This window comes from Nocardia sp. JCM 34519.1 (assembly GCF_020361265.1).
GTDB classification, from domain to species: domain Bacteria; phylum Actinomycetota; class Actinomycetes; order Mycobacteriales; family Mycobacteriaceae; genus Nocardia; species Nocardia arthritidis_A.
This window is the reverse complement of the sequence record NZ_JAIRBR010000024.1, coordinates 43,358-68,553: the sequence shown is the minus strand read 5'-3', so window position 1 is coordinate 68,553 and position 25,196 is coordinate 43,358. Positions and strand designations below refer to the sequence as shown.

Genomic DNA, 25,196 nt, shown 5'->3' with positions numbered 1-25,196 from the left:
CCCGTGGTGCTCGCGCGCGAGATCGACGCCTATCTCGACCATCTCGCCGTCGAGCGCGGCGCGGCGCGCAATACGCTCGGCGCCTACCGGCGCGATCTGGACCGCTACCGGAATTTCCTTACCGGGCGCGGTATTTCGGCGCTGGACGCGGTGACCGAGGGTGATGTCGCCGAATTCATCATGGCGCTGCGGGCCGGTGGTCCGCAGCATCCGCCGCTGGCCGCGAGCTCGGTGGCGCGGGCACTGATCGCGGTGCGCGGGCTGCACCGGTTCGCCGCCGCCGAGGGGCTCACCGTCACCGATGTCGCGCACGCGGTGAAACCGCCCGCCCCCGGCCGCCGGTTGCCGAAAGCCCTTCCGTACGAACAGGTGCTGCGGGTGCTGGAGGCGGCGGGCGGCCCGGTGGACGGTGACGGCGCGGACGGCGGGCCGCGTGGGCTGCGCGACCGGGCGCTGCTCGAGCTGCTGTATTCGACCGGTGCCCGGATCTCGGAGATGGTCGGGCTCGACGTCGACGATCTGGACACCGCAGAGCGGGCGGTGGTGTTGCACGGCAAGGGCGGTAAGCAGCGCATGGTGCCGATCGGCAGGCCCGCGCTCGCCGCGGTCGACGCATACCTGGTGCGCGGCAGGCCGCTGCTCGCCGCGCGCGGCAAGGCGAACGCCGGTGCGCTGTTCCTGAACGCGCGCGGGGGGCGGTTGTCGCGGCAGAGCGCGTGGCAGGTGCTGCAGACCGCGGCCGAGCGCGCGGGTATCGACGCGGCGGTCTCGCCGCATACGCTGCGGCATTCGTTCGCCACCCATCTGCTCGACGGCGGCGCGGATGTGCGTGTCGTACAAGAACTTCTGGGGCACGCCTCGGTGACGACGACCCAGATCTACACCCTGGTGACCGTCAATACCCTGCGCGAAGTCTGGGCGACCGCGCATCCCCGGGCGCGTTGACCGCCGCTGCGCATACCATTTGTGTTCGCGCGCAGCGGATCGCGGTGTACGCGAACACGAAAACCATGCGGCGCGACACACCCGACCGCGAATTCGGACGAAACGGCCGGTATCGACCGGCCGGAAAGGCGTGGATGGCGCATTCGAGACTTATCCGCGAATCGCCGGAAAACCGCTGTCGCGTGTCCGAGCGTGGATCTCGAGCGATCGGGCGGTAGCGTCTATCGGAAGCTGGACCGTACGTGAGCGAACGAAGAGAGCGAACCATCAGATACAGCGCGCATCGCGCACGGCGGAACCGAGCGCCAGCGAGGAGGAGCCGTAAGCGAGGTCGGGCCTGATCGGCTTCGCTAGGCTCGGCGAAGAAACGGGCAGGAACGTATAAGGAGCAGCGGATCGTGACGACAGCCGACGCGGCGGAGCCGCCGATGGGTGCTGGGGCGCAGCCGCTTATGGGCCCGCGAGGTCCGTACTCGGCCGCCGCGGCGGAAGCAGCCGTGTGGTCCGGGGCGGATCTGCCGGACGACGCGACACTCGGTCCGACGGGGCGCCCGCTGCGCCTGGTACCCGACCCGGCGCCGGTCCAGTCGCACGGCAATGCCCAGATCATCGCCATGTGCAATCAGAAGGGCGGGGTGGGCAAGACCACCTCGACCATCAATCTCGGCGCCGCGCTCGCCGAATACGGCAGGCGGGTGCTGCTGGTGGATCTCGATCCGCAGGGCGCGCTGTCCGCGGGATTGGGTGTGGCGCACCACGATCTGGAATTCACCGTGCACAATTTGCTCATCGGCTCCAAGGTCGGCATCAACGACGTGCTGATGCACACCCGGGTCGAAGGCATGGATCTGCTGCCGAGCAATATCGATCTATCGGCCGCGGAGATCCAGCTGGTCAACGAGGTCGGGCGGGAACAGTCGCTCGGCCGCGCGCTCGCGCCCATCCGCGACAACTACGATTACGTCCTCATCGACTGCCAGCCCTCGCTCGGTCTGCTCACGGTGAACGCACTCGCGTGTTCGGACGGCGTGATCATTCCGATGGAATGCGAATACTTTTCGCTGCGCGGCCTCGCCCTGCTCAACGACACCGTGGAGAAGGTGCGGGACCGGTTGAATCCGCGGCTGAGCCTGTACGGCATCGTTGTCACCATGTTCGATGCGCGCCTACTACATTCCCGGCAGGTCATGGCGCGGGTCGTCGAGGTATTCGGCGACCTGGTCTACGATTCGGCGATCTCGCGGACCGTCCGATTCCCCGATGCCAGCGTCGCCGGTGAACCCATCACCACCTGGGCCCCCAAATCCAGTGGAGCCGAACAATATCGGTCGATGGCGCGGGAAGTCATCTACCGGTCCGGCCGGTGACCGGGCCTGCCCCAGCCGCACGACAGTCGACAACGGAAACCATCGGTACCGAACCTGCTGTCGTGCAGGGTGATACCGGCGTGTCCGCCGAACCGGTTGCGGCGGAACGGGAGTCGCAGCCGCCATCCGGATTCCAGCTGCGCCTGAGCAACTTTCAGGGACCGTTCGACCTGCTGCTGCAGTTGATCAGCTCGCGCAAGCTGGACGTCACCGAGATCGCGCTGCACAAGGTGACCGACGAATTCATCGCCTACACCAAGGCATTGACCGCGAGCCTGGCCGACGAACACAAGCTGCGCGCGGACAAGATCCTCGATCAGACCACCGAATTCCTGGTGGTGGCGGCCACGCTGCTGGACCTGAAGGCGGCGCGGCTGCTGCCCTCCGGCGAGGTGACCGACGCCGAGGACCTCGAGCTGCTGGAGGCGCGCGACCTGCTGTTCGCCCGGCTGCTGCAATACCGGGCGTTCAAGCAGGTCGCCGAGTTGCTCGGCGAATTGGAGGCGGTGGCGCTGCGGCGTTACCCGCGCGCGGTGGGGTTGGAGGAGCGTTACCTCGGCCTGCTGCCGGAGGTTACCCTTGGGGTTGACGCGGCAGGTTTCGCCGATATCGCCGCAGCGGCGTTCCGGCCCCGGCCGGTCCGCAAGGTCGGTCTGGAACACCTGCACGCACATGCCATTTCGATCGCCGAACAGGCCGCGCTGGTGCTGGAACGGTTGAAGCTGCGCGGACCCGGCGGCTGGACCACCTTCGGTGAGCTGGTGGCCGACTGCGCGATACCGATCGAGATCGTCGCCCGTTTTCTGGCGCTGCTCGAGCTGTACCGCGGCAAGACAATCGAATTCGACCAGCCCGATCCGCTCGGGCCGCTGTCGATCAGCTGGATCGGGGATCCGGAGAACGGGGCGGCGCACACACCGGCATTGACCATCGAGGAGGACTACGGGTGAACGAGTTCAGCGGGCGGACGGAGGAATCCGCGGACTCCTCCGTCGATGCCGACGCCGCCGTTCCCGTGGATGCCGCCTCGGTCGAGGCTCCCGTTCGACGAGTCGATGTCGCTGCCGCGATCGCCGCTGCGGCTCGGGCCGATGCGGCTGCGTCGGCCGATGCTGCAACGTCTAGCGATGCCGGTGCCTCTGGCGATGCTGCGTTGTCTGGCGATGTTGATGCCTCTGTTGGTATGTCGGCCTCGGCGGATGGTTCTGCTCCGGTCGATGTCGCCGCTGCGATCGCGGCTGCGGCTCGGGCTGATGCGGTTGCGTCGTCCGCTGCCGCGACCTCTGGCGCTGCCGTGACCTCTGGCGATGTCGATGCCTCTGTTGCTATGTCGGCCTCGGCGGGTGCCTCTGCTCCGGTCGATGTCGCTGCCGCGATTGCCGCTGCGGCTCGGGCAGATGCGGCTGCCTCAGCCGATGCTGCGGCTTCTGGCCATGCTGCGGCGTCTGGCGGTGTTGATACGTCGGCCCCAGCGGATGCTGCTCCGGTCGATGCCGCCGCTCCGATCGCCGCTGCGGCCCGGGTCGATGCTGCTGCATCAGCCGACGCCGCGGTGTCTGGCGATGCCGCGATCTCTGGCGATGCTGCGGTGTGTGGTGGTGTCGATGCCTCTGTTGGTACGTCGGCCTCGGCGGATGCCTCTGCTCCGGTCGATGTCGCCGCTGCGATCGCGGCTGCGGCTCGGGCTGATGCTTCTGCGTCGTCCGCTGCCGCGACCTCGGTGGACTCCGAAACCCCTACTGGTACTTCGGCCCCGGCGGATGCTGTCGCCTCAGACGATGCTGTTTCGGTTGATGCCGCCGCGACTGCTACTGCGGCCGATGTTGTGGCCTCGGCTGCTGCGGCGACCCCGGTCAGTGGCAAAACCCCTATCGGTACTTCGGGTCTGGAGGGTGCATCCGCCTCGGTCGGTGCCGCGATCCCGGTTGATGCCGACACCTCGATCGGTACTTCAGCTCCGCCCGATGCCGCCTCGGCCGATGCCGCTGACTCGGCCGATGCCGCTGACTCGCCCGCTGCCGCTGACTCGCCCGCTGCCGCTGACTCGCCCGATGCCGCTGACTCGCCCGATGCCGTCGTGTCGGCGAATCCGGCGTGGGCGACCGACGCGAGCCTCGTTGATCTCGATCACACCGGCGATGATGACGCCGCCTCAGCCGACGAGGTGGCGGAACTCACGCCCGAACCGCTCGGGGATGCCGAATTCCGCGCGGCATTGGAGGCGATGCTGCTGGTCGTCGACGCTCCGGCCCCGGTAGAACAGCTGGCCGCGGCGTTGGCCGATACCGCGCCGCGGGTGGAGGCGGCGCTGCGCGCGATGTCGGCGGAGCTGTCGGAGCGGGGCAGCGGGATCGATCTGCGTTTCGTCGGTGACGGCTGGCGCTTCTATACTCGCAGCGAGTACGCGCCGTATGTGGAACGGATGCTGCTCGACGGCTCGCGGTCGAAATTGACGCGGGCGGCTCTGGAAACGCTGGCGGTGATTGCCTACCGTCAGCCGGTGACCCGGACCAGGGTCAGCGCGGTGCGTGGCGTTAATGTCGACGGTGTGATGCGGACCCTGCTGGCCAGGGGCTTGATTGCCGAGGCCGGGACAGACCCGGAAACCAACGGGACGCTCTACTGCACCACCGAACTGTTCTTGGAACGGATCGGGTTGGCGTCGGTGAGCGACCTGCCACCGTTGGCGCCGCTGCTGCCCGGCGTCGACCTGATCGATGAGATCAACGAGAGCCTGGATACGGATCCCCGTTACACCAGGCTGAGGAAACCCGCCGAGACCGACCTGGATCTCGGCGCCGAGGATTAGGACAGATGAATACTTCCGCTCGCCGAGATGGCACACCGGATCGTAGAAATAGAGGCGACCAGCCCGCACGGGGTGGCGCCGGCCGCACCGCGGGCACCAGCCGCGGCGCCCGTGCGGCACAGCGGGGGAGCACCGAACGCGGCATCCCCGATCGGCAGCGCGACGGCGCGCCACGCCGGGGAGCCGGTGCCCGTGGTACCGGCTATGGTGCGGGAAATGCCGCACCGCAACGGAATTCGCAACGCAAAGCCGAACCCGGGCGTAAGCAGGAGCCGGGGACCCAGCGCCGCACCGAATCCGCGACGCCCGGTAAGCCGGTCGGCAAGAAAACCAAGAACGCCAAGCCGCAGCGGCAGTCCCAGCAGCCGACGCTGCTGAGCAATGCCAAACCGGCCCGCCGCCAGCACGTCGACACGCCCGCCGAGGGCGGCCACACCAAGCTGCCGTGGGGCGAGGGCGAACGGCTGCAGAAGGTGCTGGCCAAGGCGGGTGTCGCCTCGCGCCGCGCCGCCGAGGAGCTGATCGCCGCGGGCCGTGTCGAGGTGGACGGCGCGATCGTCACCGAACAGGGGCTGCGGATCGATCCGCAGCATGCGGTGGTCCGGGTGGACGGCACCCGCATCATGGTCCGCGAGGAACTGGTGCACCTGGCGCTGAACAAGCCGAAGGGCTGGCAGTCCACCATGTCCGATGATCTCGGCAGGCCGTGTGTCGGCGATATCGTCGCCGAGCGCATCGCCGCGGGCCAGCGCCTGTTCCATGTCGGCAGGCTGGACGCCGACACCGAGGGGCTGCTGCTGCTCACCAACGACGGCGATCTCGCGCACCGGCTGATGCACCCTTCGTACGAGGTGTCCAAGACCTACCTCGCGACGGTCAACGGTGAGGTCAACGCCAAGATCACCGGTAAGCGCCTGCGCGACGGCATCGAATTGGAGGATGGTCCGGCGAAGGTGGACCGGTTCCAGGTGCTGGAGTTGGGTGAGGGACGTTCTCTGGTCAAGATCGTGTTGCACGAAGGGCGCAAGCACATCGTGCGGCGGCTGCTCGACGCGGTCGGCCATCCGGTGACCCGGCTGGTGCGCACGCATATCGGGCCGGTCGCGCTCGGCGATCAGCGTCCGGGCACGCTGCGGGTGCTCGGCCGCGATGAAATCGGCAAATTGTATGAGGCGGTGTCGTTGTGAACGGTGTGGAGATTCCGGTCCGGGCCGAGCGGCTGTCGGGCACGTCGCCGCTGGTCGTCGCGATGGACGGGCCGTCGGGGACCGGTAAGTCGAGCGTGTCGCGGCGGTTGGCCACCCGGCTGGGCGCCCGCTATCTGGACACCGGCGCCATGTATCGGGTCGCCACCCTGCGCGTGCTGCGCGCGGGCATCGAGCTGACCGATTCGGCCGCCATCGCCGCGGCGGTGAAGGAGTTGCCGCTGCGCATCGGCACCGATCCGCGGCGCGAGCTGATCGAGCTCGACGGTGTCGACGTGTCGGCGGAGATCCGCGGTGACGCGGTGACCAAGGCGGTGTCCGCGGTGTCGGCGGTGCCCGAGGTGCGCGAACTGCTCGTGGACCTGCAGCGCGAGCTCACGCTGGTGGCGCAGCGGATCGTGGTCGAGGGCCGCGATATCGGCACCGTCGTGCTGCCCGACGCGGACGCCAAGATCTATCTGACCGCTTCGGCGGAGGCGCGGGCGCATCGGCGTAATCAGCAGAACATCGCCGAGGGGCGCGGTGACGACTACGCGGCGGTGCTCGCCGACGTGCAGCGCCGCGACACCCTCGATTCCACCCGCAAGGTGTCGCCGCTGCGGCCGGCCGCGGACGCGGTGCTGGTCGACACCAGTGAAATGAATATGGACGAGGTCATCGACGAGTTGTATCGCGTTGTGGCGCAGCAGGTTTCGGCCGGAGAGGGGCGGTCGTGACGGAGGACGTGCTTGCGGGCGACGGTATCTGGAGCGACGAATCCGATTGGGAGATCGTCGATCTGGCGGGTGAGCCGGAGGACGAGGAACAGCTCGCCATGCCGACCCTCGCCGTGGTCGGCCGCCCGAATGTCGGCAAATCGACGCTGGTGAACCGGATCCTGGGGCGGCGCGAGGCCGTCGTAGAGGACATTCCCGGCGTCACCAGGGACCGCGTCTCGTACGAGGCCAACTGGGCGGGCCGCCGCTTCTGGGTTCAGGACACCGGCGGCTGGGAGCCCGATGCCAAGGGTCTACAGCAGTCGGTGGCGCGGCAGGCCGAGCTGGCGATGGAAACCGCGGACGCGATCGTGCTGGTGGTGGACGCCGTCGTCGGCGCGACCGCGACCGACGAGGCGGCGGTGAAGAAGCTGCGCCGCTCCAAGATTCCGGTGATCCTGGTCGCCAACAAGGTCGACGATCAGCGCGTCGAGGCCGAGGCGGCGGCACTGTGGTCGCTCGGGCTCGGCGAGCCGAGGATGGTCAGCGCCGCGCACGGCCGCGGCACCGGCGATCTGCTCGACGACATCCTCGCGGTGTTGCCCGAGACCCCGCGCGAGGGTTCCGGCGGCCTCGGCGGCCCACGCCGCGTCGCGCTGGTCGGTAAGCCGAACGTCGGCAAATCCAGTCTGCTGAACAAGCTTTCGGGCGATGAGCGTTCGGTGGTGCACGATGTGGCGGGCACCACCGTCGATCCGGTGGACTCGCTCGTCGAATTGGGCGGCAAGATCTGGAAATTCGTGGACACCGCAGGCCTGCGCCGAAAGGTGGCCAATGCCAGCGGAACCGAGTTCTACGCCTCGCTGCGCACCAAATCGGCGCTGGAGGCCTCCGAGGTGGCGATCATGCTGATCGATGCCTCGCAGCCGATCACCGAACAGGATCTGCGGGTGATCAGCCTGGTCGCCGATTCCGGCCGGGCGCTGGTGCTGGCCTTCAACAAGTGGGATCTGGTCGACGAGGATCGCCGGCTCCAGTTGGAGAAGGAGGTGGACCGGGAACTGGTCCGGGTGCCGTGGGCGCAGCGGGTCAATATTTCCGCGCACACCGGGCGCGCCGTCCAAAAGCTGGTTCCCGCAATGGAAACCGCGCTGGAGTCGTGGGATAAGCGGATCCCGACCGGCCGGCTGAACACCTGGCTCAAAGAGGTGGTCGCGGCCACGCCGCCGCCGATGCGCGGCGGCAGGCTGCCCCGCATTCTGTTCGCCACCCAGGCCACCACCCGGCCGCCGACGTTCGTGCTGTTGACCACCGGCTTCCTGGAGGCGGGCTACCGCAGGTTCCTGGAGCGGCGGCTGCGCGAGGAGTTCGGCTTCGACGGGTCGCCGGTGCGTATCTCGGTGCGCGTGCGCGAAAAGCGGGACCGCACCAAGAAATAACGCGGTGAAATCGGGGTCGACCAGCCGCTCGGCCCCGATTTCGTTTGCGGCTCAGCGGAGACGTTGGATCACCTCGGCGAAGTCGGCCATGGCGGTGGCGGGCACGACGAAGTGGGTCAGATGGTATTTCTGCCGATAGCGCTCGAGTGTTCCGGCGATGTCATCGGGCGAACCGTGTAGGACGCCGGGCAGGGCCAGCAGTTCGTCGTCGGACAGGCCGGGAGCGAACATGCGTTGCGTCGTCAGGTCGGGCATGCCTCTGCCGTCCAAATGCACTGTCATGATGGTCAATCCGAGTTCCAGTTGCTCGATCGGGCGTCCGGCCGCGGCGCGGATGAATTCGACGCGATCGGCAAGCGCCCGCTCGACGGCCTCCTCGGTGACCGGGCGTTCGGTCACGTCCACGCCGGCCAGCGAGATGATGTCGGCATTGGCGGCCGCCATCGCGAGCAGCCGATCGCCGCGGCAGGCGACGAGGATCGGCGGAGCGGGCTGTTGCAGCACCGGCGGATTCCCGGTCGCGAACCGCCGCCGCAGCTCGGTTATCATGCGCTCGACATGGGCGATCCGTTGACCGGCGGACGGGAACGGCAGCTCGGCATCCGCGAATTCGTCTTGTGCCCAACCGGTTCCGAGTCCGAGCTCGAGGCGTCCCCCGGTCAGCAGATCGGTGCTCGATACGTCGCGGGCCAGCAACGCCGGTTGGTAGAAGCCTGTGTTGAGCACGAATGTGCCCAGCCGCAGCCGGGTGGTCACGGCGGCCAGCGCGGTCAATGCCGGGAACGGCGCGGCCATTCCGAGATGGTCCGACACCATGATCACGTCGTAGCCGAGGTCTTCCGCCGCTCGGGCCTGGTGCTGCCAGCCGGACATCGACGCGTCGGCGGATAATCCGATACCGAAGCGAAATGGTCTGTCGATCAATGTGCTTCCTCCTACCACTGAGTTGTTGCGGCTCAGCGGAATTCGGCGCGGTGGTCGAGCACCCACTGATGCAGTGTGCGCGGCGGGCGGCCGGTGATGTCGGTGACGGTGCTGGTCGGAAACTGTTGCGGGCCGGTGCGCATCGCGTCGAAACCATCGAGCAGCACATCGACGTAGGAGTCCGGGAAGTCCGGATCGGCGAGCAGGCGTTCGCGTTCCTCGGCGCGGGTGAGCTCCACCCAGCGCAGTGGTCTGCCCAGCGCCTCGCCGATCACCCGTACCTGCTCGGCTCTGGTCAGCACCTGCGGGCCGGTCATCGTGTATGTGGCTCCGGCATGGCCGGATTCGGTGAGCGCGTGCCGCGCGACGGCGGCCATATCCGCCTCGTGGATCGGGCACATCGACAAATCGCCGTGGCTGCCGCGCACGATATCGCCCGCGCGGATCTGGTCGGCCCACCACAGCGTGTTGACGGCGAACATGGTGGGTTGCAGCACAACGGATTCGATGCCGAGGCCGTGCACGAGGCGCAGCTGTTCGGTATACGGCAGATCCGGGACGCCGCCGGTGCCGAGGAAGACCAGGCGGCGGGCGCGTTCGGCGATGATGTCGAGCGCCTTCGGGAATTGCGCGCCGGTGTGCAGCGGCCACAGCAGGAACACCGCGTCGAAGTCGCGGACGCAAGCGCGCAGCGTATCCGGCTCGGCCAGATCGGCGTGAACCACCTGGACCTGGGTCGGGAATTCGGCGGTAGCCGGATTTCGGGTGGCGGCGCGGACGCCGTGGCCCGCGTCGAGTAGCTGGTGGACGAGTTGGGAGCCGACATTGCCGGTCGCGGCCAGGACGAGGATATTCGGGTCGTTGCTCATGGGCACGATCATGGCCAGTTGGCCGCGGATCTCCGCATAGTCGAGGCTATTCTTGCTGGAAACCGTCATCGAATGGAGGATCATCGATGGATTCCGTCGATCGAGGAATTCTGCACGCCCTGCGGATCGACGGGCGGGTCCCCTTCCGGGCGGTCGGCGAGGTGCTCGGCATTTCGGAGAACACCGTCGCCCGTCGCTACCGGCGGCTGCGCGCCGAATACGGGATGCGGGTGGTCGGCGCGGTGGACGGCAGCCGACTCGGCCACGCGCAGTGGACCATTCGACTGCGCTGCACACCCGACGCGGCCGAATCGGTGGCGAATGCGCTTGCCGCCCGCGACGATACGCATTTCGTCTACCTGCTCTCCGGCGGGACCGAGGTGTCGTGCACCGTGCAAACGCGCAATACCGACGACCAGGAATCGCTACTGCTGCACAAACTTCCGCGCACCAGCCGGATCGTCGCGATGTCGGCGCATCTCATCCTGGGCGGGTTCAAGGTGCCGGACCAGTGGCAGGCCCCGGATGTGCTGACGCCGGACCAGATCGACCGGTTGCGTCCGGAGCTCGGCGAAACCGCCACTACCCCAACGCATTTAGATGACGGTGAGCGCGCGCTGCTGACCGCCCTCAGCCGGGACGGCCGCGGCTCCTATGCCGAGCTCGCCACCGCCACCGGCTGGTCGGAGGTCACCGTCCGCCGCCGCATGGATATCCTGCGGCGCAGCGGGATTCTGCATTTCCGCCTCGATATCCCCGCCGCCGCATTCGGATTCGGCACCGAGGCCAGGCTGTGGATCGGCGCACAGCCATCGGCGGTGGCCGCGGTCGGGGCGGAACTGGCCCGGCATCCCGAGGTCGCCTTCGTCGGACTGACCACGGGCCCGACCAATCTGGTCGCTGCCGTCAACTGCCGCGACGCCGTCGACCTCGGACGCTATCTCACCGAACGGATCGCGGGGGTGTCCGGAGTGGCGACACTGGAATCCGCCCCGATCATCCGCACCGTGAAACGCGTTGGGGCACTGCTAGTTTGAGCTGGGCAGTTGCAGGGTACCTCTGACGCTACGGCGAATTCGGCTGCGCCGCATCGAACTCGCACCGGCGACCGTGGCGTGCTGGAGCGAGACCGAGATCGGGCGGCGCATTCCGGTGGCGAAGGCCGAATCATCCTTGTCGGCCAATGGATATCGCAGTCCGCCGATGATTCTGGACTGTTCGCCCGCGGTCTTCGGTGTGGCCCGTCGCTCGTAGGTGGATCGATGCGTCGCGGAGCCTGCCGCGTTTCGGGCGAGCTCGGTGCGGCGGTTCGGTCACTGCAAGGCCCGGCGCAGCTGGTCGTAGCCGGGTGCCAGGAGACGCATTCCGGTGGCACGGCCGCGTCATCCGTGTCGGCCACCGGATATCGCAGTCCGCCAATGGTTCTGGACTGTGCGGTCGCGGTTTTCGGCGTGGCCCGCCGCTTGCAGGTGGGTCGATGCGTCGCGGAGCCTGCCGCGTTTCGGGCGAGCTCGGTGTGGCGGTTCGGTTACTGCAAGGCCTGACGCAGTTGGTCGTAGCCGGGTGCGAGGCGGCGCATTCCGGCGGCGAAGGCGGCATCGTCCTTGTTGGCTACCGGATATTGCAGTCCGCCGATGATCCTGGACTGTTCGGCGGCGATATCGGCGGCCTCGGTGCGGCCGATATCGCGCAGGTGGATCGATGCGTCGTTGAGCCTGCGCGCGCCGAGTCCGACGGAGAACCAGCTCAGCAGGCCGCGCGCCGGTTCGGGCAGTTCCGCGTCGGCGAGTTCGGCGAACTGTTCGGCCTGCTGTGCCGCGCCGGTGAGCCAGCGCACCGCGTGTGGCAGCGAATCATTCAGTGCTGCAAGGGGTTCCACGTCGCGCTCGACGTCGAATCCGAATCGCATGACGTATGGCGTATTCGTGTAGCCGATGCGGTCGGCGCGCCAGGCTTCCAGGAAATCCGTGATCGGCAGCGTCGCGTACGGGTTGCCCTGCGGATCGTGCAGCAGCACCGAATCGTCGCCGACCTCCAGCGCCACCACGTAATGGTCTGCGCCATCGACATTTCCGGAGTTCGGGTGATACCGCAACAGTCCCATATCCACCGGGCCGACCAGCACCGGCCCGTGCGACACCGCCGCCCGCAGCCGGTCCAGCGCCTCATCGGGCGTGCCGCCGGTGGTGCGCGCGCAGGTGCGGCCGAGCAGTTCGATGGCCGCGTCCAGGCCGATTTCCGGATCCCAGCCGACCGGGCTGAAGAACGGCATGCCGCCCGGCGTCGCCCCGGGGCCGCGATACAGTTCGACGCCGAACGGTGCGCCGGTGAGGGTTTCGATCAGACCGACCGGCGGCGCGTCGGATCCGATGAGCATGGCGAGTGAGTTGCTGTAGCAGTACGGGCCGGAGCCGATGTAGGAGACCATGACTCCACTGCACCGCCTGACATGGTGTGAGAGTCAAGCGGTGAGCGCGGCCGGATCGGCGGCGAAGCGTCCGGCGGATCTGGCGGCTCAGCGCGGGTTGGGTAATGTGCAGCCGCCGCGCCGCTCTACCGAGATTTAGCTCCTCGGCCACCGCGACGAAGGCATTTTCGAGCACCGGATGACCGTGCGTGATCTGCGCCTGACCGGTGCCGATACGCTGGCTTGCGGAGTAGTCAAACTGTACTGTGTGTCGGCGTAAGTGGTTGGTGGACAAGCCTTTCCGGCACGTGGTCTGAGCAGGAAAGGGTTTGTGCATGCAGACCGGAGAACCGAGCCGCACCGCGATGGGTGTCGCGATCTATCGTGCGGAGCACCAGCTCGAGGACGGCGGGCGGATCTTCACCGATCCGCTCGCCGTTCGCATCGTCGACGGCATGGTCGATTCGCTGAACATCCACGAGGATCCGGCAATCCGTCGCAGGATGCGGTTGATCATCGCCGCCAGAGCGCGGTACGCGGACGACGCGCTGGCGGCGGCGGTCGCCGCGGGCACGACGCAGGCGGTGGTGCTCGGCGCGGGTCTGGACACCCTCGCCTACCGCAATCCGCATGCGGGACTGCGTGTCTACGAGATCGACCATCCGGCCACCCAGGAGTGGAAGCGGAACCGGTTGCGCGAGACCGCGATCGATATCCCCGGCTCGGTGACCTACGTGCCGGTCGACTTCGAACGGCAGACACTCGAACAAGCCATGGCCGCAACGGAATTCGATCCGAGCCAGCCCGCCTTCGTGATTTGGCTCGGTGTCGTCGTCTATCTCACCGGCGATGCGATCCGCGCGACGCTGCGCTATCTGGCCGGTCTAGCACCGGGCACCGAGGTGGTGCTCGACTATGCCCAGCCGGTGCGCGCCGTCACGCCGGAGGAACAGGCAATGGCCGAGGTGCGCGACGCCCGGCTGGCCGCGCTGGGCGAGCGCTGGCTCAGCCTGTTCACCCCGGAGGAGATGGCAGGGGAACTGCGCGCCGCCGGATTCGAGGTCGCCGAGGATCTGGATCCGGCCGCCGCGATCGGCCGCTACCTCGGCGCGGATCTACCGGCGGAACGCCTCGGTCCGCATATCGTCCGGGCGGTCGTCCCCTCTTAAAAAGATGCCTTATTGATAACGTGGTTCCTTGCTGATATGAATGGCTGCGCCTGATTCGCGTCGTTCGGAGGGAACCATATGCAGATCCGGGACAACGTGGTGCTGGTCACCGGAGGCGCCTCCGGGCTCGGGCTGGCGACCGCGCGCAGGCTCGCCGCCGACGGCGCCGCGGTGGTGAGCTTCGACCTGCCGGAATCCGATGCCGCGCGGGTGGCCGCGGAACCCGGGCTGACCTTCGCGCCCGGTGACGCGACCGATGAGGACGATGTCGCGGCCGCGCTGGATGTCGCCGAATCCCTCGGCCCGCTGCGGGCGGTGGTGAACTGTGCGGGCATCGGGCTGCCCGGCCGGGTGCTCACGGGGGATCGGGTGATTCCGCTGTCCGCCTTCCAACTCGTCGTCGAGGTCAACCTGGTCGGCACCTTCAATGTGCTGCGGCTGGCCGCCCAGCGCATCGCCCGCACCGCGCCGGTCGACGGCGAGCGCGGCGTCATCGTGAACACCGCGTCGGTGGCGGCCTTCGACGGGCAGGTCGGTCAGGCCGCGTACTCGGCGTCCAAGGCGGCGGTGGCGGGCATGACCCTGCCGCTGGCCCGCGATCTGGCCGAACATCTCATCCGGGTGGTCACCATCGCGCCCGGCATGTTCGATACGCCGCTGCTGGCCGGCCTCTCGCCGGAGGCGAGAACCGCACTGGCGGAACAGATTCCGCACCCGCAGCGGCTCGGCCACCCGGATGAGTTCGCCGCGCTCGTCGCGCACGTCATCGACAATCCGGTGCTCAACGGCGAGGTCATCCGTCTGGATGCCGCGCTGCGCATGGCCGCGCGCTGACCCTCGGCAAGCGCCGAATCCGGCCTGTCGCGGGCGCTTCCGGCGTATGGTCCGAGCGGTCGGGGGTGTGAACGGCCGCGTCCGGGTATTCGCTGTGCGCGATACCCGAGATAAGGAGATGCTGTGCGCGCGCTCACCCTGATTCCGCAGACACCCGGCACGCTCGGCGTAACGGAGGTGCCGGACCCGGCGCCGGAGGCCGGTGCGTTGACGGTCGACGCCATCGCGGTCGGCATCTGCGGCACCGATCGCGAAATCGCTTCCGGCGCATACGGTTGGGCGCCGCCGGGCCGGGAACGGCTGACCCTCGGCCATGAATCGCTCGGCCGGGTGCGAACGGCGCCCGCAAGCAGCGGATTCGCGACGGGCGATCTGGTGGTCGGCATCGTGCGGCGGCCGGATCCACTGCCGTGCGGCGCCTGCGCCCGGGGCGAATTCGATATGTGCCGCAACGGCGAATACACCGAGCGCGGCATCAAGGAACGCGACGGTTACGCCGCGCAGCAGTGGACTATCGAGCCGGAGTACGCAGTCAAGGTGGATCCGGGCCTGGCCGATGTCGGGGTGCTGCTGGAACCCGCGACGGTGGTGGCCAAGGCCTGGGAGCAGATCGAAAAGATCGGTGCGCGAGCGTGGTTCGCGCCACGCCGGGTGCTGATCACCGGCGCCGGACCGATCGGGCTGCTCGCGGCGCTGCTCGGCCGCGAGCGCGGACTCGAAGTCCATGTGCTCGATCGCGTCGCCGACGGGCCGAAGCCGAAGCTGGTCGCCGAGCTCGGCGCGCAGTATCACACCGAGGAATTGACGGTGGTCGGCCCGAAGATCGCCCCGGACATCGTGATCGAGGCCACCGGCAACGCGCAGGTCGCCCTCGGCGCGATGGAGACCAGCAGCCCGGCGGGCATCGTCTGCCTCACCGGTGTGTCATCGGCAGGCCGGGCGGCGCAGGTGGACGCCGGACTGCTGAACCGAAACCTGGTGCTGGAAAACGATGTGATCTTCGGCTCGGTGAACGCGAACCGCCGCCACTACGAGCAGGCCGCGGCGGCGCTGGCGCGGGCCGATACCGGCTGGCTGGCGGGCCTGATCACGCGCAGGCTGCCACTGGAGCGGGCGGCCGAGGCATTCCGGCCCGGCGAATATGCCGACATCAAGGTCGTCATCGATATGGAGACGAAATAGCCTGCGCGGCAACGGATCAGCCGCGGCCGTGGCGGCGCTCGTACGCCGCGCGCTCGGCGGCGGCCCGGTCGCGTTCGCGCACATCGGCCAGCGCCGGATCGAGGCCGTGCTTGGCCAGCCGGTGGCGCCGGTAGACGTACATGAGCGCGACGGTGAAATAGATGAGCGGCAGATAGAGCAGCGCCATCATCGCCAGACCCATCCACAGCGGCCCGGGGATCAGCAGGAACAGGCACAGCGGCGGGATGATCGGGATCAAGATACGCAGCAGGTAGCGGCGGGCCGCGCCCGGTCCGGTCAGATCGTCGATCACCCACTCCGACATCGACGGTGGGAGGGTGCCGCCGCAGGCGTAGCGGATCCGCTGCGCGATGGTGGGTGTCGCGGACCGTGCCTCACCGATTCGGTTGTCGCGTCGTGCTGCTGTGCGCATGGGAACCATTCTTCCGTTCGTCGGCGGGGGCACCTTCGACCGCTGGATTGCCGGGGAGGCGTTTTCGAGCGTAGCGCCCCGGATAGTGGGCAACCGAAGGCCCGGCCACCGAATGTGGCGCCGGGCACGACCGGCAGGCGGTGCTCGGTCGAGTGCACTCGATGGTGAAGCGAAATCTGTTGTGGCGGAGGGTGTCAAGGTCTTTGGTCCCCAACTTCGTATCCCTTTCGGATCTTGGTTCGATGCGCGGCATCGGCCAGAGTGGGTGACTCCACGGAACGCGTCCGATGGATCGACCGAAAGTGAGGGCCGACGTTGCCGCGCGCGTCACAAGGGTGGTCGTCGCCGAGATTTCCCGACGTGGTCGTGTTCGCGCGCGGCCGGGTTTCGTCGCTGGAGATGGAACGGGTGTCCGGAGCGATCGGCAGGCTGCTGGAGCGATACGGGATCCCCGGCGGCGCACGGGTCCGGGTGACCGGTGCGAACTGCGACGACGGGCCGCTGCTCATCCAGGTGAATCTGCGGGTCGGGGACAAGCCGGTAAGGGTGCAGACGATGACGCGCGGCGGCGGCGACATCCTGACGGTGGTGGTGCGGCTGGAACGGCGGATCGCGGAACTGTCCGCGCCGTGGCGACCGCGACCGTGGCCCGATGCCGCCGCCCGCCCGCTCGCCGGTATCGGGCCCGGTGACCTCGCCCGGCGGAAGGTGTACCCGCTGCTGGTCGCCGAACCGCTCGCCGCCGCCGCGGTGCTGGATGCCATGGATTACGACGCGCACCTGTTCACCGACGCGGAGACCGGTGAGGATGCCGTGATCTACCGCGCGGGGCCGACGGGTTTGAAAATGACCCGCCAGCATCGGGTGCATCCGGCCGACACCACGTTGCTGACAACCAATCCGAAGCCCGCGCGCAAACAGACCGAAACCGAAGCGACGCTGCGATTGTGCGCATACGGGTTGCCGTACCTGTTCTACACCGACCGGGATACCGGACGCGGCCACCTGCTGTACCGCCGCTACGACGCGGATCTCGGGCTGATCGTCCCGGCGGGCTGAGCGTAAACCGGCCGTCCGGCGCGCGGCGCGATCTATCGTTGAGTGGTCACGCCGTGTTCGGAAGGTGTTGTGCGATGAACGATTTGGAACAGCGCATTCGCCAGGCGCTGCACGATGCCCGGCAGGCGCTCGCCTCCGGCGACGTCGGGGCGCTCGGGCAGCACATCGCGGCATTGCGCGCCGAGGCGCAGGCGGCGCAGTGCGCCGACGACGACCGTGCGCGCCTGCTCGAACTGTGTGATGCCGGCCTGAAAAGGGTTGGCTGGGCGGCGAATCGGCGTAAACCCAGCGCGTCATGAACGATCCGGCTCGACCGGCGTCTCGATGCCGATGCGGGCCAGTTCGGCGAGTACGGCGGCCAGCACGTCCGGTACGGCGGCGGCCACCGGATCCGAAAGGCCGATACCGAGTTCCAGGCATTCGGCCTCGACCGCGATAACCACGAGCTCGTCCGGAACCCGCCCGAGCGCCCGGCCGAGCGGGAGCGCGTCCGGGATTCCCATGGCATGCGAGCTGGCGGCGCGGGTGACGCCGCGCAGCGCGTCGACGGTGGTGCGCCAGATGCGGCCCGGCGTGCACGGTTCGCACAGCACCGCGTCTACCACGACCGCCAATTCGGCGCCGGCCCACAGGTCGAGCAGGCCCGCGGGTTCGCCGTCGCACAGCGTCACCAGAACCTCTGGCAGGCCGAGTTTTTCGAGATCGGTGGCGATGCGGGGGCCGATGCCGTCGTCGTGGCGGAACTCGTTGCCGACGCCGATGACGACGGCCCGCGGCCCGGTCATCGACCCACCACCTCGAGCTCCAGGAAATGTGCCGAGCAGGAGATGCACGGATCGTAGTTGCGGATGGTGCGTTCGCACAGCGCGGTGAGCGCGGCATCGTCGAGGTCCAGGTTGGCCGCGACGACGCGGCGCAGATCGTCCTCGATGGCTGCCTGATTCTGTGAAGTGGGCGGGACGATATTCGCGGCGCGGACGATGCCGTCGGCGTCGACCTGGTAACGGTGGTACAGCAATCCGCGCGGCGCCTCGGTCACCCCGTGCCCGATCCCGGCCCGTGCCTCGGCGGGAACCGCTGGGCGCGAAGGCATTTCGTAGTCGCCGATGATCCGCAGTGCCTCCTCGACGGCGTAGACGACCTCAACGGCCCGAACCAGGATGCTGCGGAACGGATTCCGGCATACGGTACCGAGACCGGCCTGCGCCGCCATCTCCTTGGCCAGCGGTGAGAGCTGTTCGTAGTTGAGCGTGTATCGCGCGAGCGGCCCGGTGAGATAGCGCCTGCCGTCGAGTTCGGCGTGCAGAGCGGTGGAGTGCGGCACCTGGCGTTCGACCACATGTGCGGCGAATTCCTGTGGCGGAAAGGATAATCCGGTGCTGGTGTGCACGATGCCGTTCTCGATGGCATACCGATCCGGTGCGGCGGCGGCGAGCAGGTCGTGCTCGAGTTCCAGGTCCGGATAGTCGAAACCGGCCGCCCACTGGACCGTGTGTATCGCGTAATCCTGTGCACGCCTGAGCTGTTCGGCCAGCGGTGCCAGATCCGCCCGGCCCGGCGTCGAATAGAACCCGCCGACGCGCACGTTGATCGGGTGGATCGGCCTGCCGCCGATCAATTCCAGCAGCGCATTGCCCGCCTTCTTCAGCGCGAGACCCTGTTCCACCAGATCCCGGTGATCGGCGGCCAGCGTGATGGCGTCCGGATAGCCGAGGAAGTCCGGTATGTGCAGCAGGTGAATGTGCAAGGCGTGACTGGAGATCCATTCGCCGCAGTAGAGCAGCCTGCGCAGCGCGAGCAGCGGCGGGTCGAGTTCGACGCCGCAGATCTGTTCCAGCGCGTTGCAGGCGCTGGTCTGGTAGGCCACTGGACAGATACCGCAGATGCGTGCGGTGATGTCGGGTGGTTCGGTGTATGCGCGACCGCGCAGGAACGCCTCGAAGAATCGTGGCGGCTCATAGATATTCAGTTCGGCGCGAGCTACGACGCCATCATCGATCACGACGCGCAGCGCACCCTCGCCCTCGACCCTGGCCAGCGAGCTGACCCGCAGCTGTCTACTCCGGTGACTCATCGCGATTCCGTTCGGCGAAGGCGGGCGCGGCCGCGGCGAAGGTGGTGAAGACTCGGTCGACGTCGTCGGTGGACATTCCGTTGATGCGCAGGATCGGCAGCAGCGCACCGACATTCGGCCGCGCCATCGGGCCGAAACATCCGAAGCAGCCGCGGTGGTACGACGGACACAGCGCACCGCAACCGGCCTGGGTGACCGGGCCGAGGCAGGGAATGCCGTGTGCCACGGTCACACAGGTGGTGCCGCGGCGCTTGCATTCGGTGCAGACGCTGGTGTTCGGAATATCGGGTGCGCGACCGGTTAGGAAGGCGCCCAACGTGTTCAGCAGTTGGCGGCGGTCGATCGGGCAGCCGCGCAGCTCGAAATCCACCGGTACGTGCGCCGCGATCGGCGTCGAGGTGGCCAGCGTCGAAATATGTTGCGGGCTGGCGTAAACCACCGAGGTGAAGTCGGCGATGTCGGCGAAATTGCGCAGTGCCTGGATACCGCCGTGGCAGGCGCACGCCCCGATGGTCACCAGAATCCGGGATTGCGCGCGGATTTCGGCGATCCGGCGTTCGTCGTCGGGCGTGGTGATGGAGCCCTCGACCAGCGAGACATCGTACGGTCCGGGCTCCACCGCGCTGGACGCCTCGGTGAAATGCGCGATGCGGATGCGGCCCGCGAGCGCCAGCAGTTCGTCCTCGCAGTCGAGCAGGGTCAGCTGGCAGCCGTCGCAGGAGGTGAACTTCCAGACCGCGAGTGTTGGGGCGCCCATCACAGCTCCCGCACCGTGAGCAGCGGTTCGGCGGTCGCGTAATCGACGACAGGACCGTCCCGGCACACCAGCAGCGGGCCGAGCTGGCAGTGGCCGCAGCGGGCGACACCGCAGCGCATGTTGCGCTCCAGCGAGACTCGGATATCGGTGGCCGGAATGCCTTTGCGCAGCAGGGTTTGCGCACAGAACCGCATCATCGGTTCCGGGCCGCAGAGGAAGGCCGTCGTATTCGCCGGGTCGACGGCGAGCCGGGCGAGCGGTTCGGTGACGAAGCCGATGGGGCCGGTCCAGCCGGGTGCTGGATGGTCGACGGTCTGGTGGAGGTCCAGTGCCGCATGGGTTTTCCAGCGTTGCTGATCATCGCGGAACAGGATGTCGGCCGGGGTGCGCGCGCCGGTGATCAGCGTGACCCGGCGGTAGCGGGCGCGGTCGGCGAGCGCGCCGAGCACCACCGGGCGCAGCGGCGCGAGGCCGACCCCGCCGCCGACGATGACCAGATCGCGCCCGGCGGCCGACGCCAGATCCCAACCGGTGCCGAAAGGCCCACGGACGCCGATCGATTCGCCGACCGCGCGATCGTGCAGCGCACCGCTCACCGCGCCGACCGCGCGAATCGTGTGCTCGAGCAAACCGTCGGTGGCACAAGGGTTTCCGCTTATCGAAATCGCGACCTCGCCGACGCCGAAGTGGTAGAGCATCATGAACTGTCCCGCCAAGAATGGCGGAGCGGCGGTGCCGGTCGGCGCCAGCAGCAGCGTCGCCGTGTCGGCGGTCTGCTGGATACGGTCGACCACCCGGTACGGCCGCATCATGTCGTCGGCCTGCGTGTCGCGGGCCGGTGCGCCGACGGTCATCGCAGGCCGCCGATCCGCACCGGTGTGCAGGTACAGGTTTCGGCCGGATTGCGGTAGAGATCGAGGAGTCTGGCCCTGGTCGCCTGCAGCCGTTCGAGCACCGCGCCGAACAGCATCAGGGTCAGCGCGTGGCCGAATGCCGGGTCGGATTCGGCGAATTCGGCCAGCGTCGTGGAATCGAATTCGATCGCGTGCACGGTGTCGACGGTGCGCGCGCCGAAATGCCAGCGATACGGCGGCACCAGCCAGGACCAGCCGAGCAGATCGCCGGATCCGAGCGTCTGCACCACCACGTCACCGCGTCCCGGCACCTGCGCGTCGAGCAGCACGGCACCGTCGCGGATCAGCCAACAGCGGTCCGCCCGTTGACCTTCCACGATCAGCCGATGCCCGGTCGGGTAGGTGACGTCGTGCCCGGCCGCGGCCAGTACCGCCAACTCCTCGGGGCCGAGCGTGGCCAGCTGGGCGAATTCGGCGAGTTCGGCAGCGGTCGTCATACCTGGCCCCCTTGCGAAAGTCGTTCCGCGGAGCCGAGTTCCGCCAGCCGGGTGACCTCTGCGGTCAGATCTATTCCGGCCGGGCACCAGGCGATGCACCGTCCGCAGCCGACGCAGCCGGAACTGCCGAACTGGTCGTGCCAGGTGCTGAGCTTGTGGCTGAGCCACTGCCGGTAGCGGCTCTGTCCCGACTGCCGCACGCTGCCGCCGTGCAGGTAGGAGAAGTCGAGTTCGAAGCAGGACGCCCAGCGTTCCCAGCGTTCGGCGTGCTCGCCGGTCAGGTCGGTGACGTCCTCGGTGGTGGTGCAGAAGCAGGTCGGGCACACCATGGTGCAGTTGGCACAGGTCAGACAGCGGCTCGCCACATCGTCCCAGTGCGGTGACTCGCGGGATTCGCGCAGCACCGCGCGCACGTCGACATCGGGCATCGCGCGGCCCATCCGGTCCGCGGCCGCCGCAACTGCGGCATGTGCCGCCGCGATCTCGGTGGTATCGGCGGGGCGGGCGGTGAGCTCCGCGAGCACCTCGGCCCCTGCGGGCGTGCCGACTTCGACCAGGAAGCGGTGTCCGGCGTCGTCGACGCGTTCGGTGAGGGCCAGATCGTAGCCTGGGCCCGCCGCCGGGCCGGTACCCATGGACGCGCAGAAGCACACGCCGCCCGGCTCGGTGCAGTTGACCGCGACGATGAACAGTCCGGCGCGGCGGGCGGCATACGATCGGTCCGGATGCGTGCCGCCGCCGAGCACCCGACCGAGCACCGCGATCGCGGCCAGATCGCACCCGCGCACGCCGATGAATGCGGTGCGTACCGGAAAATCCTCGGCCGCAACGATATTCAAATCCGGTCCGGTCTCCCACACCTTGCGATGCGGCGGATGCAGGAACTGTTTCCAGGAGCCGGGGCCCGCCGAATTCGCGAAAACCGCCTCGTCCTCGCGGCGGAACAGCCGGTAGCTGCCCGGCGCGGTGCGCACGCCCCAACCGGCGGGCAACCGGGTGCCGGAATCGAGTTCGTCCAGGACGATCGCGCCGTCGCGCGCCTGCGGTCCGATGACGCGGTATCGCTGCTCGCGCAGCACATCCACCAGCCGATCCAGGCCGTCGCGGTCGATCACGGCGGTCTCGTTCGCACTGTCACCGGAGCCGGTCATCGCACTGCCTCCCTGCCTTCGCCCATCGAGTCTGGCCCGGCCGCGCGTCTGCGACGAGGGTCCAACGTCCCCGTGCGTTGCGACCGATGCCATTCACCCGCAACGCCTTTCAACAGATTCGCGGTAACTGCTCGCCGACCAGCATGTCCACGATGCGGGCCGCGCCGATGAGCGTGCGCGCGGTGACCCGTCCCGCCGGACCGTCGGTGACCCGGCCGATCACCGTCGCCGCCGCGCCCGCCGCCACCGAACGCATGGCCGCGAGCGCGCGCTCGGCCGCGGCCTCGGCGACGAAGGCCACCAGGCAGCCCTCGTTCGCGACGTGCATCGGGTCCAGGCCGAGCAGTTCGCAGGTGGCGGCGACCTCGGTGGGCACGGGCACATCGGCCTCGACGATCTCGACGCCGACACAGGATGCGGCGGCGAGTTCGTTGAGCGCGCTGGCCAGCCCGCCGCGGGTCGGATCGCGCAGCGCGTGCACGTCGGTCCCGCACGTCGCGATCAGCGCGGCCACCAGCTCGTGCAACGGCCTTGTGTCGGAACGGATATCGGCGTCGAAGCCGAGATCGCCACGGGCGCAGAGGATCGCGGTGCCGTGCGCGCCGATCGGGCCGGACAGCAGCACCACGTCACCGGGTCTGCCGCGGGTGGCCGATGGGTCGGCGCCGGGCAGCCGGGCGCCGATTCCGGTTGTGGTGATGTAGATTCCGTCGGCGGCGCCGCTGCCGACCACCTTGGTGTCGCCGGTGACGACGCGAACGCCGCACGCGGACGCCGCCCGGGCCACCGAGGCCGTGACGGCCCGCAGCTCGGCCAGCGACAACCCCTCCTCCAGCACATAGGCCAGGGAGAGCGCGACCGGCCGCGCGCCGCGCATGGCCAGATCGTTGACCGTGCCGTGCACCGCGAGCGCGCCGATATCGCCGCCGGGGAACCAGCGCGGGGTGACGACGAAACTGTCGGTGCTGAAAACCACGCCCGCGCCGTCGATTTCGACGATCGCGGCATCCTGCAGCGGTTCGTGATCGCCGAGTTCGGCGACGATCACCCGATCGATCAGCTCCGCCATCAGCTGGCCGCCGGATCCGTGTCCGAGCAGCACCCGCTCGTTCTCCGTATGGGGGAGCGGGCAGGCGGGGTCGGCTATCCGCGCCGTGTTCATCGACCCACCGCCGCATTCGGCCGCCGTCCGGCGGTGTAAAAGGCCGCGCAGGTGCCCTCCGACGAAACCATCGGCGCGCCAAGCGGTTTGCGCGGTGTGCAGCGGGTGCCATATGCCGGGCAGTCGGTGGGCAGTGCGGTGCCGCGTAGGATATCGCCCGCGATGCAATCGGCGTTCTCGGTGGCGACCGTGTCGTCGGTGCCGAAGCGGCGCCGTGCGTCGTGCCCGGCGAATTCGGGGGCCAGGGTGAGCCCGCTGTCCGGAATGGTGCCGATACCACGCCAGTTGCGCTCGCTCACCTGGAAGACCCGCCGAATCGTCTGCTGCGCTTCGCTATTGCCGCAACGGCGCACGGCGCGCACATACTGATTGCCGAGTTCGGCGGTGCCGCTTTCCAACTGCCGCACCACCATTAGAATGCCCTCCAGCAGATCGAGCGGTTCGAAACCGGTGACCACTATGGGCACTTGGTATTTCGCGACGATCGGCTCGTACTCGGTCCAGCCCATCACCGCGCACACATGCCCGGCGGCGAGGAAGGCCTGCACCTGATTGTCGGGCGCGTCCAGTATCGCGGTGATCGCGGGCGGCACCAGCACATGGCTCACCAGCATGCTGAAATTGGTCACCCCGGTGGTCGCGGCGTGCAGCACCGCCATCGCGTTCGCCGGTGCGGTGGTTTCGAAACCGACCGCGAAGAACACCACTTCGCGGTCCGGATGCTCGCGGGCGATGGTCACCGCGTCCAGCGGCGAATACACCACCCGGACGTCGCCGCCGCGGGCCTTCACCCCGAGCAGATCGCCGGTGCTGCCCGGAACCCGCAGCATGTCACCGTAACTGGTGAAGATCACCCCCGGCCTGGCGGCGATTTCGACCGCCTGATCGATCATCTCCAGAGGGGTGACGCACACCGGGCAGCCCGGTCCGTGGATCATCCGGATACCCGCGGGCAGCAACTCGTCGATGCCCTGGCGGACCAGCGTATGCGTCTGCCCGCCGCAGACCTCCATGATCGCCCACGGCCGGGTCGCGGTGGCCCGCAACTCGTGCAGCAGCCGCCGGGCCAGCGCCGGATCACGGTATTCGTCAAGGTATTTCATACGACCTCCACATCGGGTCCGAGTTCGGTGGCGATGGCGTCCGGGATCGCCCGGAGCACCGCGAGTGTCTTCGCCGCCTCGACCTCGTCGACTCGGCTGATCGCGAAGCCGACGTGCACGATCACGTAGTCGCCGAGCGCGGCCTCCGGCACATAGGCCAGGCAGACCGGGCGCCGGATTCCGTCGAAATCGACCGTCCCCATCCGCAGCGGCGATTCGTCGGTCACCGCGACGATCCGGCCGGGCACTCCGAGGCACATC

Annotated in this window: 26 protein-coding genes and 1 pseudogene; 13 read left to right on the top strand and 14 right to left on the bottom strand. The window is 68.5% G+C overall.

Annotated features, from left to right (window positions below):
- Nucleotides 1-6 precede the first annotated feature (6 nt).
- The 7 genes from xerD to der all read left to right on the top strand — a co-directional run bounded on the left by xerD (nucleotide 7) and on the right by der (nucleotide 8,460).
- Entirely contained in the window at nucleotides 7-945 is a 939-nt protein-coding gene (gene xerD / locus LGY53_RS37165) for a site-specific tyrosine recombinase XerD (protein WP_225731428.1), read from the top strand.
- 428 nt (nucleotides 946-1,373) lie between these two features.
- Nucleotides 1,374-2,312 carry a ParA family protein gene (locus LGY53_RS37160; RefSeq protein WP_167479268.1) on the top strand — a complete coding sequence of 313 codons (939 nt, stop codon included), beginning with the start codon at nucleotides 1,374-1,376 and terminating at the stop codon, nucleotides 2,310-2,312.
- A gap of 80 nt (nucleotides 2,313-2,392) precedes the next feature.
- On the top strand, nucleotides 2,393-3,262 hold the full coding sequence (locus tag LGY53_RS37155) for a ScpA family protein (RefSeq protein WP_225731377.1): 870 nt from the start codon (nucleotides 2,393-2,395) through the stop codon (nucleotides 3,260-3,262).
- Nucleotides 3,263-4,476: 1,214 nt separating this feature from the next.
- On the top strand, nucleotides 4,477-5,121 hold the full coding sequence (scpB, locus tag LGY53_RS37150; protein ID WP_225731426.1) for an SMC-Scp complex subunit ScpB: 645 nt from the start codon (nucleotides 4,477-4,479) through the stop codon (nucleotides 5,119-5,121).
- A 5-nt stretch (nucleotides 5,122-5,126) separates the two neighbouring features.
- Complete coding sequence (locus tag LGY53_RS37145) at nucleotides 5,127-6,308, top strand: pseudouridine synthase (RefSeq protein ID WP_225731376.1); 1,182 nt, start codon at nucleotides 5,127-5,129, stop codon at nucleotides 6,306-6,308.
- Between the two features lie 62 nt (nucleotides 6,309-6,370).
- Nucleotides 6,371-7,042 carry a (d)CMP kinase gene (cmk, locus tag LGY53_RS37140; protein WP_225731425.1) on the top strand — a complete coding sequence of 224 codons (672 nt, stop codon included), beginning with the start codon at nucleotides 6,371-6,373 and terminating at the stop codon, nucleotides 7,040-7,042.
- Nucleotides 7,039-8,460 (top strand): ribosome biogenesis GTPase Der, encoded by a 1,422-nt coding sequence (gene der, locus LGY53_RS37135; protein WP_225731375.1) that lies wholly within the window; start codon nucleotides 7,039-7,041, stop codon nucleotides 8,458-8,460. Before cmk ends, der begins: the two co-directional genes overlap by 4 nt.
- Nucleotides 8,461-8,511: 51 nt before the next feature.
- Here der and LGY53_RS37130 read toward each other — a convergent pair whose 3' ends face one another.
- Together LGY53_RS37130 and LGY53_RS37125 are read right to left on the bottom strand one after the other, a co-directional pair.
- Nucleotides 8,512-9,384: a TIGR03621 family F420-dependent LLM class oxidoreductase gene (locus LGY53_RS37130; RefSeq protein WP_225731374.1), complete on the bottom strand. Its 873-nt coding sequence runs from the start codon at nucleotides 9,382-9,384 to the stop codon at nucleotides 8,512-8,514.
- 32 nt (nucleotides 9,385-9,416) lie between these two features.
- Nucleotides 9,417-10,322, bottom strand: coding sequence for an SDR family oxidoreductase (locus LGY53_RS37125; RefSeq protein WP_225731373.1), 906 nt, complete (start codon nucleotides 10,320-10,322; stop codon nucleotides 9,417-9,419).
- A gap of 17 nt (nucleotides 10,323-10,339) precedes the next feature.
- Between LGY53_RS37125 and LGY53_RS37120 the strand changes: the two genes are divergently transcribed.
- On the top strand, nucleotides 10,340-11,290 hold the full coding sequence (locus LGY53_RS37120; protein WP_225731372.1) for an Lrp/AsnC family transcriptional regulator: 951 nt from the start codon (nucleotides 10,340-10,342) through the stop codon (nucleotides 11,288-11,290).
- 491 nt (nucleotides 11,291-11,781) lie between these two features.
- Here LGY53_RS37120 and LGY53_RS37115 read toward each other — a convergent pair whose 3' ends face one another.
- Both LGY53_RS37115 and LGY53_RS44525 read right to left on the bottom strand, forming a co-directional pair.
- Nucleotides 11,782-12,681, bottom strand: a complete 900-nt coding sequence (locus LGY53_RS37115) for a hypothetical protein (protein WP_225731371.1) — start codon at nucleotides 12,679-12,681, stop codon at nucleotides 11,782-11,784.
- An 82-nt stretch (nucleotides 12,682-12,763) separates the two neighbouring features.
- Nucleotides 12,764-12,997 (bottom strand): annotated as a pseudogene (locus tag LGY53_RS44525) (LysR family transcriptional regulator); the annotation flags it as partial.
- Here LGY53_RS44525 and LGY53_RS37105 point away from each other — a divergent pair.
- The 3 genes from LGY53_RS37105 to LGY53_RS37095 all read left to right on the top strand — a co-directional run bounded on the left by LGY53_RS37105 (nucleotide 12,996) and on the right by LGY53_RS37095 (nucleotide 15,845).
- Nucleotides 12,996-13,829 (top strand): SAM-dependent methyltransferase, encoded by an 834-nt coding sequence (locus tag LGY53_RS37105; RefSeq protein WP_225731370.1) that lies wholly within the window; start codon nucleotides 12,996-12,998, stop codon nucleotides 13,827-13,829. The pseudogene LGY53_RS44525 and the gene LGY53_RS37105 sit on opposite strands and share 2 nt — an antisense overlap.
- A 78-nt stretch (nucleotides 13,830-13,907) precedes the next feature.
- Entirely contained in the window at nucleotides 13,908-14,663 is a 756-nt protein-coding gene (locus LGY53_RS37100; protein ID WP_225731369.1) for an SDR family NAD(P)-dependent oxidoreductase, read from the top strand.
- Nucleotides 14,664-14,786: 123 nt separating this feature from the next.
- Complete coding sequence (locus LGY53_RS37095; protein WP_225731368.1) at nucleotides 14,787-15,845, top strand: glucose 1-dehydrogenase; 1,059 nt, start codon at nucleotides 14,787-14,789, stop codon at nucleotides 15,843-15,845.
- Nucleotides 15,846-15,861: 16 nt separating this feature from the next.
- On the opposite strand, the gene LGY53_RS37090 is transcribed toward LGY53_RS37095, so the two are convergent.
- Nucleotides 15,862-16,278 (bottom strand): DUF5313 family protein, encoded by a 417-nt coding sequence (locus tag LGY53_RS37090; RefSeq protein ID WP_225731367.1) that lies wholly within the window; start codon nucleotides 16,276-16,278, stop codon nucleotides 15,862-15,864.
- 360 nt (nucleotides 16,279-16,638) lie between these two features.
- Here LGY53_RS37090 and LGY53_RS37085 point away from each other — a divergent pair, with 360 nt between their 5' ends.
- Together LGY53_RS37085 and LGY53_RS37080 are read left to right on the top strand one after the other, a co-directional pair.
- A complete protein-coding gene (locus tag LGY53_RS37085) occupies nucleotides 16,639-17,337 on the top strand; it encodes a sigma 54 modulation/S30EA ribosomal C-terminal domain-containing protein (protein ID WP_225731366.1) in 699 nt (232 codons plus the stop codon).
- Nucleotides 17,338-17,411: 74 nt separating this feature from the next.
- Entirely contained in the window at nucleotides 17,412-17,636 is a 225-nt protein-coding gene (locus LGY53_RS37080) for a hypothetical protein (RefSeq protein ID WP_167474173.1), read from the top strand.
- Here LGY53_RS37080 and LGY53_RS37075 read toward each other — a convergent pair.
- The 9 genes from LGY53_RS37075 to LGY53_RS37035 form a co-directional block, all read right to left on the bottom strand.
- Nucleotides 17,631-18,122 (bottom strand): hydrogenase maturation protease, encoded by a 492-nt coding sequence (locus LGY53_RS37075; protein ID WP_225731365.1) that lies wholly within the window; start codon nucleotides 18,120-18,122, stop codon nucleotides 17,631-17,633. The two genes, LGY53_RS37080 and LGY53_RS37075, sit on opposite strands and share 6 nt — an antisense overlap.
- A complete protein-coding gene (locus LGY53_RS37070; RefSeq protein WP_225731364.1) occupies nucleotides 18,119-19,411 on the bottom strand; it encodes a Ni/Fe hydrogenase subunit alpha in 1,293 nt (430 codons plus the stop codon). The genes LGY53_RS37075 and LGY53_RS37070 overlap by 4 nt, the downstream gene beginning before the upstream one ends.
- Nucleotides 19,395-20,168: an oxidoreductase gene (locus LGY53_RS37065; RefSeq protein ID WP_225731363.1), complete on the bottom strand. Its 774-nt coding sequence runs from the start codon at nucleotides 20,166-20,168 to the stop codon at nucleotides 19,395-19,397. Before LGY53_RS37065 ends, LGY53_RS37070 begins: the two co-directional genes overlap by 17 nt.
- Complete coding sequence (locus tag LGY53_RS37060) at nucleotides 20,168-21,022, bottom strand: FAD/NAD(P)-binding protein (protein WP_225731362.1); 855 nt, start codon at nucleotides 21,020-21,022, stop codon at nucleotides 20,168-20,170. The genes LGY53_RS37065 and LGY53_RS37060 overlap by 1 nt, the downstream gene beginning before the upstream one ends.
- The gene (locus tag LGY53_RS37055; RefSeq protein ID WP_225731361.1) at nucleotides 21,019-21,519 is read right to left on the bottom strand and encodes a Crp/Fnr family transcriptional regulator; all 501 of its coding nucleotides are present in this window, start codon (nucleotides 21,517-21,519) and stop codon (nucleotides 21,019-21,021) included. The genes LGY53_RS37060 and LGY53_RS37055 overlap by 4 nt, the downstream gene beginning before the upstream one ends.
- Nucleotides 21,516-22,670: a 4Fe-4S dicluster domain-containing protein gene (locus tag LGY53_RS37050; protein ID WP_225731360.1), complete on the bottom strand. Its 1,155-nt coding sequence runs from the start codon at nucleotides 22,668-22,670 to the stop codon at nucleotides 21,516-21,518. The genes LGY53_RS37055 and LGY53_RS37050 overlap by 4 nt, the downstream gene beginning before the upstream one ends.
- A gap of 109 nt (nucleotides 22,671-22,779) precedes the next feature.
- Complete coding sequence (hypE, locus tag LGY53_RS37045) at nucleotides 22,780-23,832, bottom strand: hydrogenase expression/formation protein HypE (protein ID WP_225731359.1); 1,053 nt, start codon at nucleotides 23,830-23,832, stop codon at nucleotides 22,780-22,782.
- Nucleotides 23,829-24,935, bottom strand: coding sequence for a hydrogenase formation protein HypD (hypD, locus tag LGY53_RS37040; RefSeq protein WP_225731358.1), 1,107 nt, complete (start codon nucleotides 24,933-24,935; stop codon nucleotides 23,829-23,831). The genes hypE and hypD overlap by 4 nt, the downstream gene beginning before the upstream one ends.
- Nucleotides 24,932-25,195, bottom strand: a complete 264-nt coding sequence (locus LGY53_RS37035) for a HypC/HybG/HupF family hydrogenase formation chaperone (protein WP_167474181.1) — start codon at nucleotides 25,193-25,195, stop codon at nucleotides 24,932-24,934. Before LGY53_RS37035 ends, hypD begins: the two co-directional genes overlap by 4 nt.
- Between the last annotated feature and the right edge of the window lies 1 nt (nucleotide 25,196).